The following is a 14,518-nucleotide window of genomic DNA, read 5'->3' as shown; positions in this document are numbered from 1 at the left end:
GAACCCGGAAGCTAAGCCTGACAGCGCCGATGGTACTGCAACCGAAGGGTTGTGGGAGAGTAGGACACCGCCGAACTTACCTTCCGTACGGCCCGTTAGGATAGCCAGTTGGCTGCCCTGACGGGCCGTACGCGTATGTCCAGAACAAGATTTTTTCCATGGCAGGAGGCCAGGTGTCCGAGTTCGGTCGACGAGACTCAAGCGATGATGGGTCCGGCCGGTCGGCACGCCGGGACGAAGGCTCCCGGGGCCGATCGGACGGATCCGGGGGAGACCGGCACGGCGCGCGGCAGGACCGCGGCGGCCGCGACAACACTCACCAGGGGCGCCCGCGCCGTGACGACCGCGGGGTCCGCGGCGGCGGCAAGCCGTTCCGCGGCGGCGACGGGCCCCGCGACCGCGACCAGCGCGGAGGACCCGCAGGTCAGAGCCGCAGCACCGGCCGCAGCTTCAGCGACCGCGACGACCGCAAGGGCGGCTACGGCAGCCGCGACTCCGGCGGCCGGCCGGGTGGCGGCCGCTTCTCCGACGGCCCGAGCCGCTCCGGCGGCGCCCGCTCCGACGACCGTGGCGCTGCCCGGTCGGGGAGCCGGTACGAGGACCGGGGAAACAGCCGTTCGGGCACCCGCAGCAACGACAGTTCGGGCCGCGGTTACGAGGACCGGGGCGGCCGGCCGCAGGGCAAGTCGTCGTACGGCGACCGCAAGCCCCGCTGGGAAGACCGCGGCGGTTCCGCCCGCCGCGACGACCGTGGCAGCCGCCCGGGAGGTTTCCGTTCGGACGACCGCGCCCGCGACGATTCGCGCGGCGCACGAACGGGTGGTTTCCGCCCGGGCGGCAGCGACCGTCGCGACGACGACCGCGGCAGCCGCACCGGCGGCTTCCGCTCAGGCGGCAGCGACCGGCGCGATGATTCGCGTGGCAGCTATCAGCGCCGTGATGATCGCGGTGGTAGCACCGGTGGTTTCCGTTCGGACGATCGGGGCCGTGGTGGCAGCGACCGTCGCGATGATTCGCGTGGCAGCTATCAGCGCCGTGATGATCGCGGTGGTAGCACCGGTGGTTTCCGTTCGGACGATCGGGGCCGTGGTGGCAGCGACCGTCGCGACGACTCCCGCGGCAGCTACCAGCGCCGCGATGACCGCGGTGGTAGCACCGGTGGCTCCCGCTCCGATGACCGGCGCGATGATTCGCGTGGTGAGCGTGGCAGTTACCAGCGGCGCGATGATGACCGTGGTACCCGGACGGGTGCTGCCCGTTCGGATGACCGCGGGCGCGGTGGCAGCGACCGCCGGGACGATTCGCGCGGCGAGCGCGGCAGCTACCAGCGGCGCGACGACTCCCGCAGCGACAGCCGTGACAGCCGGGACAACCGTGACAGCAGCCGGGAGAACCGCGGCGAGCGCACCGGCGGCTCCCGCGACTCCGGCAGGCGCTACGACCGCGACAGCCGCCCCCAGGCCGACCGGCCCCGCCGGGACCCGCGGCCGAAGGTCGGCGCCCCGCTCGACGACGAAGCCCTCGCCAAGGAACTCCTCGAGGCACCCGAGCTCCCCGAGGACATCGAGTTCTCGGACCTCGACGAGGAAGCCCGCCGCGAGCTGCGGACGCTGCCGAAGGGCTTGGCCGAGACCGTCGGCAAGCACCTCGTCGCCGCCGGTGGCCTGATCGACAGCGATCCCGAGGCCGCCCTCGAGCACGCCAAGTACGCCAAGGCCAAGGCCTCCCGCGTGCCGATCGTGCGTGAAGCCCTCGGCCTGGTCGCCTACCACGCCGGCAACTGGTCCGAAGCCCTCTCCGAACTGCGGGCCGTCCGCCGGATGACCCGCAGCGACGACCACATCGCCATCATCGCCGACGCCGAGCGCGCGCTGGGCCGCCCCGAGCGGGCTCTCGACCTGGCGAAGGAAGCCGACACGGCGAAGCTCGCGAAGGCCGTCCAGGTCGAGCTCGCCATCGTCGCGGCCGGAGCGCGCCGGGACCTCGGGCAGCTGGACGCCGCCGTCGTGTCGCTGCAGAGCGACGACCTCAAGGCCGAGAAGCGTGACCCGTGGAGTGCGCGGCTCTTCTACGCCTACGCCGACAACCTCGCGGCCGCCGGGCGCAAGGACGAGGCCATCCGGTGGTTCCTCAACGCCGCCGAGGCCGACGCCGAGGACGAGACCGACGCCGCGGAGCGCGCTGCCGACCTGTCGAACGAGAACGCCGAAGCAGCCGAAGCAAAGGACACCGAAGCGACCGATGAGTGACGCCCTCCTCGCGGCCTACGACGCGGTCCTCTTCGACCTCGACGGCACCGTCTACCACGGCACCCGGGTGATCCCGGGTGCCCCGGAGACGGTGCGGGCCGCGCGGGAGCACGGCACGCCCGTCCGGTTCGTCACGAACAACGCCTCGAAGGCGCCCGACGAGGTCGTCGCGCACCTCACCGCGCTCGGCATGCCCGCCGAGACCGGTGAGGTGCACACCAGCGCCCAGGCCGGCGTACAGCTGCTGAAGGAACGGCTCGAGCCCGGCGCCGAGGTCCTCGTCGTCGGGACCGAATCGCTCGCCGCCGAAGTCGCCGGGGCCGGCCTGACGCCGGTGCGGGAGAACGGCGACGGCGTCCGGGCCGTCGTCCAGGGGCACTCGCCGGACAACACCTGGGCCGCGCTGGCCGAGGCCTGCCTGGCCATCCGCGCCGGCGCGCTGTGGGTGGCCTGCAACGTCGACGCGACGCTGCCCAGCGAGCGCGGCCTGCTGCCCGGCAACGGCTCGATGGTCGCCGCGCTGCGCACCGCCACCGAGGTCGAACCGCTGGTCGCCGGGAAGCCGCAGCCGCTGCTGTTCGAGACGGCCGCGCGCTCGGCGGGTGCGGAGCGGCCCCTGGTCGTCGGCGACCGGCTCGACACCGACATCGCCGGTGCGGTCGCCGCGGGCATCGACTCGCTGGTCGTCCTTTCGGGTGTCGCGACGCCCAAGCAGCTGATCGAGGCCGTCCCGGCCGAGCGGGCGACGTACCTCGCGAAAGACCTCACCGCACTCACCGAAGCAGCCGAGGACCTCAAGATCGGGCCGCGGCCGGGCTGGACCGTCTCCACAGAAGGCGGCGTGCTGGCCGCGGACGGCGACGGCGACGACCTGGACCTGCTCCGGGCCCTCTGCCACACGGCCTGGGAGACCGGCGTCACCGAACTCGGCGAGCGCGCCAAGGCCAGACTGTCCTGACTGATACCGTTTGCACTGTGCAGGACCATCCCTCCCCCGTCCCGGGCCCGCCGCCCGGTTCGTTCTCGCAGCAGACCGACCCGCGGGCCGGCATCGACGAAGCCGTCGCCGGGCTGGACGACCTGGACGCGCTGCCGCTTGCGGAGCACGTCGAGCGCTTCGACGCCGTGCACACCGAGCTGACGGCCGCCCTGTCCAGCATCGACAAGGTCTGATCGGCGTGCCCAAGCGGGCCCGCCTCGACGCGGAACTGGTTCGGCGCGGCCTCGCCCGTTCGCGCGAGCAGGCCTCCGCGCTGATCACCGACGGCAAGGTCACCGTCCGCGGCATGGTCGCGACCAAACCCGCCACCGGCGTGGAATCCGGCGCGCCCATCGTGGTGAAGGACGAAGACGACCCCGGCTGGGCCTCGCGCGGCGCGCACAAGCTGCTCGGCGCCCTCGAAGCGTTCACCGAGCTCACCGTCGAAGGCAAGCGCTGCCTCGACGCCGGCGCGTCCACCGGCGGTTTCACCGACGTCCTGCTCCGCAACGGCGCCGCGACCGTGATCGCCGCCGACGTCGGCCGCGGGCTGCTCGACTGGCGGATCCGCACCGACGACCGGGTGGTGGTCATGGATCGCACGAACGTCCGCAACCTCACCCCCGAAGACCTCGGCGGCCAGGTCGACCTGATCGTCGGGGATCTGAGCTTCATCTCGCTCAAGCTCGTGCTGCCCGCGCTCGCGGCCTGCGCGCGCGAAGGCGCCGATCTGGTGCCGATGGTGAAGCCGCAGTTCGAGGTGGGCAAGGACCGCCTCGGCAGCGGCGGCGTGGTCCGGGACCCGGAGCTGCGCGCCGAGTCCGTGCTCACCGTCATCGACGAGGCCGCGAAACTCGGACTCGCCCTGTGCGGGGTGACCGCGAGCCCGCTGCCCGGGCCGTCCGGGAACGTCGAGTACTTCGTGTGGCTCAAGAAAGAACAGGTGGCCGAGTCCACAGTGGACGCGGTAGACAGGTCTGAGGCCGAGCGGCTCGTCCGGACCGCCGTCGAGGAAGGGCCCGCATGACCACCGAACGTGAAGTGCTCCTGATGGTGCACCCCGATCGCGAAGCGACGGGCGAAGCCGCGCGCGAGGTTTCGGCGCGCTTCGCCAAGGCCGGCATCCGGATCCGGGTGACCGAGCACGACGTCTGCGCGCTGATCAGCCCCGAAGAGCACGGCGTCGGCGCGACCTGCACCGTCGTCGACGCGGACGACAACCCCGCCGACGGCGTGGAGCTGGTCTTCGTCCTCGGCGGCGACGGCACACTGCTGCGCGCGGCCGAGGTCGCCCGCCCCGCCGGGGTGCCGGTGCTCGGGGTGAACCTCGGGCGCGTCGGCTTCCTCGCCGAAGCCGACTCCGATGCGCTGGCCGACACCGTCCAGCGGGTGGTCGACGGCGACTACCAGGTCGAAGAGCGGATGACCATCGACGTCACGGTCACCCACGACGGTGAAGAGGTCGCCCGCACCTGGGCGCTCAACGAAGCCAGCGTGGAGAAAAGCACCCGGGAGCGGGTGCTGGATGCGCTGATCGAGGTCGACGGCCGTCCGGTGTCCGCCTTCGGCTGCGACGGTGTGCTGTGCGCCACACCCACCGGCTCGACCGCGTACGCGTTTTCGGCGGGCGGCCCGATCATCTGGCCGGACGTCCAGGCGCTGCTGGTGGTGCCGAGCAACGCGCACGCGATGTTCGCGCGCCCGCTGGTCGTCTCCCGCGACTCGGTGATCACCGTCGGGATCGACCCGGACGGCTCGTCCGCGGTGCTGACCTGCGACGGGACCCGGCCCATCGATCTGCTGCCGGGCGCGCGGGTGCGGGTGACCTGCGGCACGACCCCGGTGCGGCTGGTCCGGCTCTGGGACGGCCCGTTCACCGACCGCCTGGTCCAGAAGTTCTCGCTGCCGGTGAAGAGCTGGCGCGAGCGCCACGCGCGGCCCTGCGAATGACTCCGCTCGGCGCGGAATTCGAACACATCGGCGACTCGCCGGGGTAGCGGACGCGCAGAGTGTCGGTGGTGGCCGCTACCGTAGGCGGCGTGCTGGCCGAGATGCGCATCCAGGGCCTCGGAGTCATCGAGGACGCCCTGCTGGAACTGCACGCGGGCTTCACCGTCGTGACCGGTGAGACGGGTGCGGGCAAGACCATGGTCGTCACCGGACTGCACCTGCTGTCCGGGGGCCGAGCCGAGGTGTCCAAGGTCCGGACGGGAATGCTCAAGGCGTTCGTCGAAGGGCGGTTCACCTACTCCGGCGTCGAAGGCGCCGAGCGGATCGTCACCGATTCGGGCGCCGACGTGGACGAGGACGGCAGTGTGATCGCGCTGCGCGCGGTCGCTGTCGACGGGCGGTCCCGCGCCCACCTCGGCGGCCGGTCCGTGCCGGTCGGCGTGCTCGCGGAGCTGTCGGAGCAGCTGATCGCGGTGCACGGGCAGAACGACCAGCTGCGGCTGCTGCGCCCGGCCGAGCAGCGCGCGGTGATCGACCGGTTCGCCGGCGACGCGGTGGCGAAGCCGTTGCGCGCGTACCAGGAGATCCGGTCGGAGTGGCTGGCGGTGATCGCCGAGCTGACCGAGCGGTCGACGCGCTCGCGGGAGATGGCCCAGCAGGCCGACCTGCTCAAGCACGGGCTGACCGAGATCGACGCCGTCGCGCCGGAGCCGGGCGAGGACGTCGAGCTCACCGATCAGATCAAGCGGCTCGCGGCGGTCGACGAGCTGCGCGCGGCGGCGACCGAGGCGCACGCCGCGGTGTCCGGCTCCCCGGACGGCGACCTGGATGCCCCGGGCGCGATGGGCCTGGTCTCCGAGGCGCTGCGGCGGCTTTCGACGGCGGAAGACGCCGTGCTGCGCGAGCTGGCGCCGCGGCTGGAGGAAGCGTCGGTGCTGCTCACCGACGTCGGGGCTGAGCTGGGCAACTACGTCGAGACGCTCGACGCCGACCCGGCACTGCTGGAGAAGGTGCTGGCCCGCCAGTCCGACCTCAAGCGGCTGACCCGCAAGTACGCGGCGGACGTCGACGGCGTGCTCGCCTGGGCCGACGATGCCCGGCGCCGGCTGGAAACCATGGACACGTCGGAGGAGGCGCTGGCCGAGCTGGCGCTGCGGCGCGACCAGCTCGCGATCCAGCTGGCCGCGCACGCGTCCGAGGTGTCGGGCGCCCGGGAAAAGGCAGCGGCATCGCTGGCGGCCGAGATCACCCGGGAGCTGTCCGGGCTGGCGATGGGCCAGGCGGCGATCGAGGTGACGGTCGAGCAGCGCCCGGCCGAGCACGGCGACACGCACGCGCTGACCATCGACGGCCGCGCGGTGCACGCGGGCCCGGACGGCGTCGACGACGTCGAGCTGCTGCTGCGCGCGCACGACGGCGCACCGCCGCTGCCGGTGCACAAGGCCGCCTCGGGCGGCGAGCTGTCGCGGGTGATGCTGGCGATCGAGGTGGTCCTGGCGCACGCGGACACGGTCCAGACACTGGTGTTCGACGAGGTCGACGCGGGTGTCGGCGGGCGCGCGGCGGTCGAGATCGGCCGCCGGCTGGCCCGGCTGGCCCGGACCCACCAGGTTCTGGTGGTGACGCACCTGCCGCAGGTCGCGGCGTTCGCGGACCAGCACCTGGTGGTGGACAAGGGCCACACCGGCGGGGTCACGCGAAGCGGGGTGAAGAACCTGAGCCAGACCGAGCGGGTCAGTGAGCTGGCCCGGATGCTCGCGGGCATGGACAACGAGACGGGCCGCGCCCACGCGGAGGAACTGCTGGCCACGGCGGAGAAGGACAAGACGGAGTTCGAGCCGAAGAAGAAGCGCGCGGCGAAGAAGAAGTAGCCGGGCTGGGGTTGCCGAGCCGCCGGGCTCCCGGTAGCTGGGCCGCGGAGCTGCCGGGCCGCGGGTAGCGCAGCCGCGGGCCGGGCCGGGCGGTCGCTCAGTCGCCGAGGCTCAGGCGGATCGCGCCGAACACCTCGGCCAACACCCGGGCCTGCTCGCCGGTCATCTGGTCCGCGAAGTGCCGCTCCACCCCTCGGACGTGCGTGGGCCAGGCCGCCTCCAGCGCCGCGAGCCCGGCCGGGGTCAGCACCACCAGGGTCGCGCGGCGGTTGGCCGGGTCGACCTCGCGGCGCGCGTAGCCGGCCTGCTCGAGGCCGTCGACCAGGCGCGTCAACCCGCTGGGGCTGTGCACCAGGGCGTCGGCCAGGTCCTTCATGTGCAGCCGCCGCTCCGGGGCCTCGGACAGCTGCACCAGCGCGTCGTACGTGCGGTGCGACATCCCGTGTGCCGCGCGCAGCTCGGCGTCGAGCACCCGCAGCAGCAGCGCCGAGGACCGCAGGAATCCCCGCCACGCCGCATCGTGTTCTCGGGACAGGCTCACCCCGGGAATAGTACTCACGCGGACAGTTGTTGTGCGGACTGTTCGCTTGCGAAGAAAGGACCCAGGATGCGCGCGGTGGTACTCCGGGAACCCGGTCCCGTCGAAAACCTCGAACTCACCCAACTTCCCTTGCCCGAGGTGAAACCCGGCTGGGTCCGCATCGCCGTCAAGGCGTTCGGCCTCAACCGGTCCGAGCTGCACACCCGGCTCGGGCTGGCCGACGGCGTCACCTTCCCGCGCGTGCCCGGCATCGAGGCCGTCGGGATCGTCGACGCCGATCCGAGTGGAAACCTCGCCGAAGGGCAGCAGGTCGCCACCATGATGGGCGGCATGGGCCGCACGTTCGACGGCGGCTACGCCGAATACACGCTCGTGCCGGCCAGCCAGGTCATCCCGTTCCGCTCCGACCTGCCGTGGGAGGTCATCGGGCAGGTGCCGGAGACGCTGCAGACCGCGTACGGCTCGCTCACCACCGGCCTCGACCTGAAAGACGGCCAGACGCTGCTGATCCGCGGCGGCACGTCCGCGCTCGGGTTCGCCACCGCGACCCTGGCGAAAGACCTCGGCGCCACCGTCTTCGCGACCACCCGGCAGCCCGGCCGAATCGAAACCCTGCGCGAACACGGCGTCGACCACCCCCTGCTGGACGACGGGAACGTCGCGGAACAGGTCCGGAAGATCGCGCCCGAAGGCGTCGACGCCGCCCTCGAACTGGTCGGCACCCCGACCCTGCCGGACACCCTGAACGCCACCCGCGTGCACGGGACCGTCTGCTTCGCCGGCATGTTGTCCAACCAGTGGACGATCTCGAACTTCTATCCGATCGGCTACCTTCCCGCCGGGGTGCGGTTGACCGCTTATGGTGGTGAGGCGGACGACCTGCCCGCCTCCGTTCTCCAGCGCCACCTCGACCGGATTGCCGACGGCGAAGCGAGCCTCGGCCCGGCCAAGGTGTACTCGATGGCGGAGATCCGGCAGGCGCACGACGACATGGAGCACAACCGGACGGCGGGCAAGCTCGTCGTGCTGACCGGCCGAGCGGAGGGAGCCGCCCCGTGATCCTGCCGCCGCCCGCCGATGTCGAAGCCCAGCTCGTCGCCGCGCGGCGGGACGGCGACCTCGACCGCTACCTCGGCCTGCTCGCGGGCGAGGAGCTGTTCGTGCCGATCCGGCGGGTGGACGCCCGCAGCATCCTCGACGAGCGGGCGGAGACCTTCCCGAACGTCTACTTCGAGACCGGCGGCGACGAGTTCCTGCAGGTCTTCACCCGTGGCGCGCTGCCGGACTTCGGCTCGGACGTCGTCGCCATGAGCGGCGCGCTCGACTGGGCGGTCGACGGGGTGGGGCGGCACGAGCGCGTGATCTTCAACCGCGGCACCCGCGGCGAGTGGCGGCTGCCGGGGGCGACGCTGCAGCCGTGGCTCGACGCGCACGCGGGCGACGTCACGCCGCTCGAGGAGCAGGTCGAACGGCTGATCACCGCGCCGTACGGGCACCTCGAAGGGCCGATCGCGCACGCGCTGGCCTGCGGCGCGCACCTGGCCGTGCTCAACGCGGCGCCCTGGAACCTCCTCGACGGCCGCTACCACGACTACGTCGCCGAGGTGCGGAGCCTGCGGGACTGGTGGGGCGTGCCCGACCCGGCCGGCTGGCGGGCGACGATGACCGACCTGATCGGCGACGGCTACGCGCTGACGCCCGGCAACCTGGTCCTCATGCTGCGCCTGCGGTTCGCCGCCGAGTACGGGCTGCCGGGTGCCGACTTCGATCCGCTGACCTGGGCGCAGCTGGTGGACCGGTGGTGCACGGAGAACGACGCCGCGGACCAGGCCGACGAGCTGCGGGACACCGTCCGCCGGGTGTCCCGGTACGAGCGGCGGCTGCGCGCCGACGGCCTGGTCGACCCGGACGGCTGCGTGACGACGGCGCTGTCCTGGGACGTCGGCCGTGCGGTCACCATCGCCCGCGGGGGCCTGGCGGCCGGGTACTGCGACGCGCTGAGCGCCGAGCTGATGGTGCTCGAAGCCGGTTCCCTCGCCCGCCGCTACCACCAGTCATGGGCCGACCTGTCGGCGGGGTACGTCATGGGCCGGGTGCTGCACGCCGACGAAGACGAGTTCGGCGAGTGGTACCCGGCGGCCGTGCGCGTCCACCACCAGCTCCTTCAGGATCCGGCCAGCCCCTGGCTGAACCTCGATTTCGGCTCGCTGTCGGAGGAGTCCGAAGCCTGACCCGTGCGGGGGAGGTCACCACAACGAGTCACCCCGGCTACGGCGTGGCGAGCATCGTCCCATGCGCAAATTTGTCACCATCGGCCACATGAAGCTCACCGGTCTGCTCACGCGGCATCAAGAACCCCTGCCGGGGATCACCGGGGTCGCCCGGGTCGACCGCCGCACCCGGGAGCTGCTGCGCCGGATCAGTCCCGGCGACATCGTCGTGCTCGACCAGCTGGACCTCGACCGCGCGACGGCCGACGCCCTGGTCGAGGCCGAGGTCGCGGGCGTGGTCAACGCGTCGCCGTCGATCTCCGGCCGGTTCCCCAACATGGGCCCGGAGATCCTCGTCGCGGCCGGCATCCCGCTCGTCGACTCGGTCGGCGGCGAGCTGCTGCGCTCGATCAAGGACGGCACGAAGCTGCGGCTGCTCGACGGCGTCGTCTACATCGGCGAACGCCAGGTCGCCTCCGGTATCGCCCAGACCGTCGAGAGCGTCGCCGACCAGATGATCGAGGCCAAGGCCGGGATGTCGACGCAGCTGGAGGCGTTCTCGGCGAACACCATCGAGTTCCTGCGTCGCGAGCGCACCCTGATCCTCGACGGCGTCGGCGTCCCCGAGCTGAAGGTGCCGCTGCGGGACCGGCACGTGCTGGTCGTCGCGGGCGGCAACGGGCACACCGAGGACCTGAAGAAGCTCAAGAAGTACATCGCCGAGCACCGCCCGGTGCTCATCGGCGTCGACGCCGGCGCCGACACCCTGCGCGTGCAGGGCTACCGGCCGGACGTCGTCGTCGGCGACCCCACCGGCATCGGCACCGCGACCCTGCGCGGCGGCGGCGAGGTCGTCGTGCCCGCCCAGCCCGACGGGCACGCGCCCGGGGTCGAGCGCATCCAGGACCTCGGCATCGGCGCGGTGACGTTCCCGGCGTCGGGCAACGCCGAAGACCTCGCCCTGCTGCTGGCGGACGCGCACGGCGCGAGCCTGGTCGTCACCGTCGGCTTCCAGGCCACGCTGCGCGAATTCCTCGACCACGGCCGGTCCGGTTCGAACCCGTCGACGTTCCTGACGCGGCTGAAGCTGGGCACGAAGCTCGTCGACGGCAAGGCGGTGGCGACGCTGCACCGCAACCGGGTGTCGATCGGCGCGATCGTCCTGCTCGTCCTCGCCGCCGTGGTAGTGGTCGCCGCGGCGCTGCTGGTGTCCGACGTGGGCTCGGTCTACCTCGACTGGCTCCGGCACACCTGGAATTCGTTCTTCGCATGGGCCAAGGGATTGTTCACGTGATTTCGCTGCGCTACCACGTAGTTTCCATCGCCGCCTGCTTCCTTGCGCTGGCCGTCGGCGTCGTGCTCGGCTCGACGGCGCTCAACGGCACACTGCTGTCCGGGCTGGCGGGGGAGAAGAAGGACCTCGGCAGCCAGGTCGCCGACCTGGAGGCGCAGCGCAACGCGCTCAACGCCCGGCTGACCGACGCGGACGCCTTCGCCGGCTCGATGGGCCCGAAGGTCGTCGCCGGCGCGCTCGACAAGCGGTCGGTGGTGCTGGTGACCACCGACGACGCGCGCCCGGCCGACCGGGACGCGCTCAAGCAGCTGATCGGCCAGGCCGGGGCGTCGGTGACCGGCGAGGTGCAGCTGACGTCCGCGTTCGCCAACCCCGAGAAGTCCGACCCGCTCCGCGACGTCGTCACGCGGCTGCAGCCGGCCGGTTCGAAGTTCCCGACCGCGGGCGATTCGGGCACGCTCGCCGGCGCGCTGCTCGGTTCGGTGCTGCTGCTCGACAAGACCACGGCGAAACCGCAGTCCTCCCCGGAAGAGCTGTCGGCCGCGCTCGGCGGGCTCACCGACGGCGGGTTCGTCAAGGCGGGCCCGGACGTCAAGCCGGCGCAGCTGGCGATCGTGCTCACCGGCGCCCAGGCGACCGGCGACGGCGCGGGCGACCGCGCGGCGACGATCGCCCGGGTCGCGACGCAGCTCGACCGCAGCGGTGCGGGCGCGGTCCTGGTGGGCGACGCCGGTTCCGCGGACGGCACCGGCGCGCTGGGCGTGGTCCGGGCGGACACCTCGGCGACGTCGATCCTGTCCACAGTGGACAATGCCGATACCTCGGCGGGGCGGGTCAGCACCGTACTGGCGCTGAAGGAACAGCTCGACGGCGGTGCCGGCCGCTACGGCGTGGCGGGCAACGCCCAGGCCCCCGCCCCGGGCGTCACCGCGCCGGCCGGGAACTGATCCCGGCCGGCGCTGGTTCAGCTGACGAGCTCGTAGTCGTGTGAGGCGTTCTCGGCGGCGAGGCTGCCCAGATCCCCCTCGCCGCCGGGGTTGTAGGTGTGGTTCGGCCCGCCGAAGTTGCTGTTGTAATACACCTTCACCACCCAGATGCTGGTGAGGTTCTTGGCCGAGCGGGCGTTGTTCTTGATGCACTGCCCGTAGCCGGGCTGACCGGGGGTCTTGAACTCGTAGCAACCCGGCTGTGTGCTGCCGTAGTTCGCGACCGGCCCGCTGAAGTCCGACACCGATCCTTTGAAGCCGGCGCCGTAGTAGTAGCAGAACTCGCCTCTTTCGCAGATGCCGTTGCGGGCCGTCGCCGCGTTCGCCGCGGGCGCGGCGGTGGCGAGCAGGGCGACGGCGCCCGCGGCGGCGAGCGTGGCCTGGACCAGACGTTTTCCGGCGGTTCCCAAGGTGTCTCCTCGAATCGGCAGTGGTGTCGTCGCCGGGACAACACCCCAGCCGTCATCCCGGTTGAGGGCCGTCGTCGATCAACACCCGAATGGCGGAATCACCGCAGGGGCGGGTCGAGCGGGAAGCAGGACACCCGCGCCGGCCACGTGTCGCCGCCCGCGGGCAACGGCATCTGCTTGAGCGCCGCCGCCGCGTCCGGGTCGTGTCCCTCTTCGGCCGCCGCGTGGAAGATGTCCGCCGCGATCGACTGGTCGAACACGCCGATCTGCTGGTGCGGCCAGGCCGCGGCACCCTGCAGCGCGCCCGGGATCAGCTGGTCGACCACCTTCCGCAGCGTCACGCCGTTCGAGGCGCGGTACTTCCAGACGTCGACGCCGAGGTTCTTGCCGACCTCGGCCAGCCGGCCCCACGCCGTCAGGTTGAAGTTGACGTAGTGCCACGACATCGTGCGCGAGAGCTCGAGCGGCTGGCTGCCGTCCGCGGCGAACTGCACCGGGAACCGCTTCTGCTCCGCGTCCAGCACGATCTTCTTCGCTTCGGAACGCTTGCCCAGGTACGCCGAGATCGTCGCGTTCTGCATGTCGAGGAACGTGCCGTGGTTGTTGGTGGCGGCCAGCTCCAGCTTGGCCTGCGGGCTGGTCTGCATCCAGCTCAGGTACTGCGTCAGCCACGCCTTGATCCCGGAGCGGTCCTTCCCGGTCCAGCCCGGCGCGCCGCCGTCGAGCAGCGCGAACGCGTCCATCAGCTGGCTGAACGACTGGGTGGAGTCGATGATCCCGGTGCCGCTGACGGTGTCGCGGCACGGCACGATCTGCGAGTACGTCATGTTCGGGTTCATCCGGGTGGCCGGGTCGAGGAACCAGGTCCGGATGTCCAGCGCCGCCCGCTTCGCGTACTTCGCGTCGCCGGTGTAGTACCAGGCCAGCGAGAGGTAGTACATCGCGTCCCAGGCCCACATCCGGTAGGTGTGGTCGGTGATCGCGTCGGCCTCCGGGTTGCGCTGGCCGTCCTTGCTGACGTACGGGCAGCCCTGCGGGTTTTCCGGCGTTTTCGGCTGGCTCGCCCACCAGTAGGGCGCCTGGCTCGTGTAGTCGTGCTTGTCGCCGCTCGGTGGCGCGGACGGCTTCTCCACGACCGACCACGGTCCGGCCGTGAGCGCGGTGTTCGCCTTGTCCAGCACCGCTTTCAGCGCGGCGCGCTGCGTCTGTGTCGCGTGGCCGCTGCGAACTGCTTGCCGGATGCTCGCGAGCTTGGCGCCGTCGGTGACGACGGTGTGGGGTGGGGAAGCGGCCACCGCCGTCCCGCTCACCGGGACCAAGACCACGGTCACCGACAACGCCAGTGCGCCCAAAACCCTTCGCACTTCGACCGCCCTTTCGGGGACGTCAAAATCCCCACTCGTCACCGGGCGGCGGTACGGCTGCAGGGATTCTGACCGGGCGAAGCGGCAAGTGTCAATGCGGCCAGGTGCGCCGCTTGTCCAGCGGCCGCGCGTACGACCCCGCGCGGCTCGTCTTGAGTCCCAGCGCCACCAGCGACTCCGCGAGCCGGACGGCGGCCGCGACGCCGTCGATGACGGGGATGTCCAGCATCGTCGCGATCTTCCGGTCCAGCCCGGTCATCCCCGCGCAGCCGAGCACCAGCACCTCCGCTCCGGCGTCCCGCGCGCGACGGCCCGCCGTGAGCAGCGCCGACTCGGTCCGGCGTCCGTCGGTCAGCTCCAGCACGCCGAGCCCGGCGCCGGTGACCGTGACGCAGTTCTGCGCGACGCCGGCGGCGTGCAGGCTGTCCTCGATCAGCCCGCACGTCCGGTCCAAAGTGGTCACCACGCCGTAGCGGCGTCCGAGCAGGCAGGCCAGGTGCGCGGCGGCCTCGGTGATGTCGACGACCGGGACGTCCAGCAGTTCGCGCGCGCCCTCGCGGCCGTGGGGCCCCCCCCCCCCGCCCCCCCCGGCCGGGCACCCCCCCCCCACGCCCCCCCCCCCGGGCCCCCCCCCCCCCCCCGCCCCCCAGCCGGGCACCCCCCC

General features: G+C 72.2%; 14 protein-coding genes and 1 pseudogene. 10 read left to right on the top strand and 5 right to left on the bottom strand.

Annotated elements, in window-relative coordinates:
- Window positions 1–887: 887 nt before the first annotated feature.
- Window positions 888–1,646 carry a hypothetical protein gene (locus ISP_RS30925; RefSeq protein ID WP_148281989.1) on the bottom strand — a complete coding sequence of 253 codons (759 nt, stop codon included), beginning with the start codon at window positions 1,644–1,646 and terminating at the stop codon, window positions 888–890.
- On the opposite strand from ISP_RS30925, the gene ISP_RS30920 reads away from it, so the two are divergent.
- The 6 genes from ISP_RS30920 to recN all read left to right on the top strand — a co-directional run bounded on the left by ISP_RS30920 (window position 1,623) and on the right by recN (window position 7,049).
- Window positions 1,623–2,249, top strand: a complete 627-nt coding sequence (locus ISP_RS30920; RefSeq protein WP_013227825.1) for a tetratricopeptide repeat protein — start codon at window positions 1,623–1,625, stop codon at window positions 2,247–2,249. The two genes, ISP_RS30925 and ISP_RS30920, sit on opposite strands and share 24 nt — an antisense overlap.
- On the top strand, window positions 2,242–3,207 hold the full coding sequence (locus ISP_RS30915; RefSeq protein WP_013227824.1) for an HAD-IIA family hydrolase: 966 nt from the start codon (window positions 2,242–2,244) through the stop codon (window positions 3,205–3,207). The genes ISP_RS30920 and ISP_RS30915 overlap by 8 nt, the downstream gene beginning before the upstream one ends.
- 17 nt (window positions 3,208–3,224) lie before the next feature.
- Entirely contained in the window at window positions 3,225–3,422 is a 198-nt protein-coding gene (locus ISP_RS30910) for a hypothetical protein (RefSeq protein WP_013227823.1), read from the top strand.
- Between the two features lie 5 nt (window positions 3,423–3,427).
- A complete protein-coding gene (locus ISP_RS30905) occupies window positions 3,428–4,255 on the top strand; it encodes a TlyA family rRNA (cytidine-2'-O)-methyltransferase (protein WP_013227822.1) in 828 nt (275 codons plus the stop codon).
- Window positions 4,252–5,178, top strand: a complete 927-nt coding sequence (locus tag ISP_RS30900; protein WP_013227821.1) for an NAD kinase — start codon at window positions 4,252–4,254, stop codon at window positions 5,176–5,178. The genes ISP_RS30905 and ISP_RS30900 overlap by 4 nt, the downstream gene beginning before the upstream one ends.
- Window positions 5,179–5,267: 89 nt before the next feature.
- On the top strand, window positions 5,268–7,049 hold the full coding sequence (gene recN / locus ISP_RS30895; protein ID WP_014467394.1) for a DNA repair protein RecN: 1,782 nt from the start codon (window positions 5,268–5,270) through the stop codon (window positions 7,047–7,049).
- 97 nt (window positions 7,050–7,146) lie between these two features.
- Here recN and ISP_RS30890 read toward each other — a convergent pair whose 3' ends face one another.
- On the bottom strand, window positions 7,147–7,590 hold the full coding sequence (locus ISP_RS30890; protein ID WP_013227819.1) for a MarR family winged helix-turn-helix transcriptional regulator: 444 nt from the start codon (window positions 7,588–7,590) through the stop codon (window positions 7,147–7,149).
- Window positions 7,591–7,656: 66 nt separating this feature from the next.
- Between ISP_RS30890 and ISP_RS30885 the strand changes: the two genes are divergently transcribed.
- From ISP_RS30885 to ISP_RS30870, 4 genes are all read left to right on the top strand, one after another.
- The gene (locus ISP_RS30885; protein WP_013227818.1) at window positions 7,657–8,649 is read left to right on the top strand and encodes a zinc-binding alcohol dehydrogenase family protein; all 993 of its coding nucleotides are present in this window, start codon (window positions 7,657–7,659) and stop codon (window positions 8,647–8,649) included.
- Window positions 8,646–9,821 carry a DUF1266 domain-containing protein gene (locus tag ISP_RS30880; RefSeq protein WP_013227817.1) on the top strand — a complete coding sequence of 392 codons (1,176 nt, stop codon included), beginning with the start codon at window positions 8,646–8,648 and terminating at the stop codon, window positions 9,819–9,821. Before ISP_RS30885 ends, ISP_RS30880 begins: the two co-directional genes overlap by 4 nt.
- An 88-nt stretch (window positions 9,822–9,909) precedes the next feature.
- Window positions 9,910–11,094, top strand: coding sequence for a putative cytokinetic ring protein SteA (gene steA, locus ISP_RS30875; protein ID WP_034286379.1), 1,185 nt, complete (start codon window positions 9,910–9,912; stop codon window positions 11,092–11,094).
- Window positions 11,091–12,041, top strand: a complete 951-nt coding sequence (locus tag ISP_RS30870) for a copper transporter (protein ID WP_013227815.1) — start codon at window positions 11,091–11,093, stop codon at window positions 12,039–12,041. The genes steA and ISP_RS30870 overlap by 4 nt, the downstream gene beginning before the upstream one ends.
- 17 nt (window positions 12,042–12,058) lie before the next feature.
- On the opposite strand, the gene ISP_RS30865 is transcribed toward ISP_RS30870, so the two are convergent.
- From ISP_RS30865 to ISP_RS30855, 3 genes and pseudogenes are all read right to left on the bottom strand, one after another.
- Window positions 12,059–12,490: a peptidase inhibitor family I36 protein gene (locus tag ISP_RS30865; RefSeq protein WP_013227814.1), complete on the bottom strand. Its 432-nt coding sequence runs from the start codon at window positions 12,488–12,490 to the stop codon at window positions 12,059–12,061.
- A 98-nt stretch (window positions 12,491–12,588) separates the two neighbouring features.
- A complete protein-coding gene (locus ISP_RS30860) occupies window positions 12,589–13,854 on the bottom strand; it encodes an alginate lyase family protein (RefSeq protein WP_230468444.1) in 1,266 nt (421 codons plus the stop codon).
- 91 nt (window positions 13,855–13,945) lie between these two features.
- A pseudogene (locus ISP_RS30855) lies at window positions 13,946–14,431 on the bottom strand (aspartate/glutamate racemase family protein); the annotation flags it as partial.
- Between the last annotated feature and the right edge of the window lie 87 nt (window positions 14,432–14,518).

Source organism: Amycolatopsis mediterranei, from assembly GCF_026017845.1.
GTDB lineage: Bacteria > Actinomycetota > Actinomycetes > Mycobacteriales > Pseudonocardiaceae > Amycolatopsis > Amycolatopsis mediterranei.
The sequence above is the reverse complement of the archived record's forward strand: the minus strand, read 5'-3'. Positions and strand labels throughout refer to the sequence as shown.

Bases quoted from the DNA above. Each gene is read 5' to 3' on its own strand.
- ISP_RS30915 (WP_013227824.1), top strand. From the start codon at position 2,242: ATGAGTGACGCCCTCCTCGCGGCCTACGACGCGGTCCTCTTCGACCTC.
- ISP_RS30900 (WP_013227821.1), top strand. From the start codon at position 4,252: ATGACCACCGAACGTGAAGTGCTCCTGATGGTGCACCCCGATCGCGAA.
- ISP_RS30885 (WP_013227818.1), top strand. From the start codon at position 7,657: ATGCGCGCGGTGGTACTCCGGGAACCCGGTCCCGTCGAAAACCTCGAA.
- steA (WP_034286379.1), top strand. From the start codon at position 9,910: ATGAAGCTCACCGGTCTGCTCACGCGGCATCAAGAACCCCTGCCGGGG.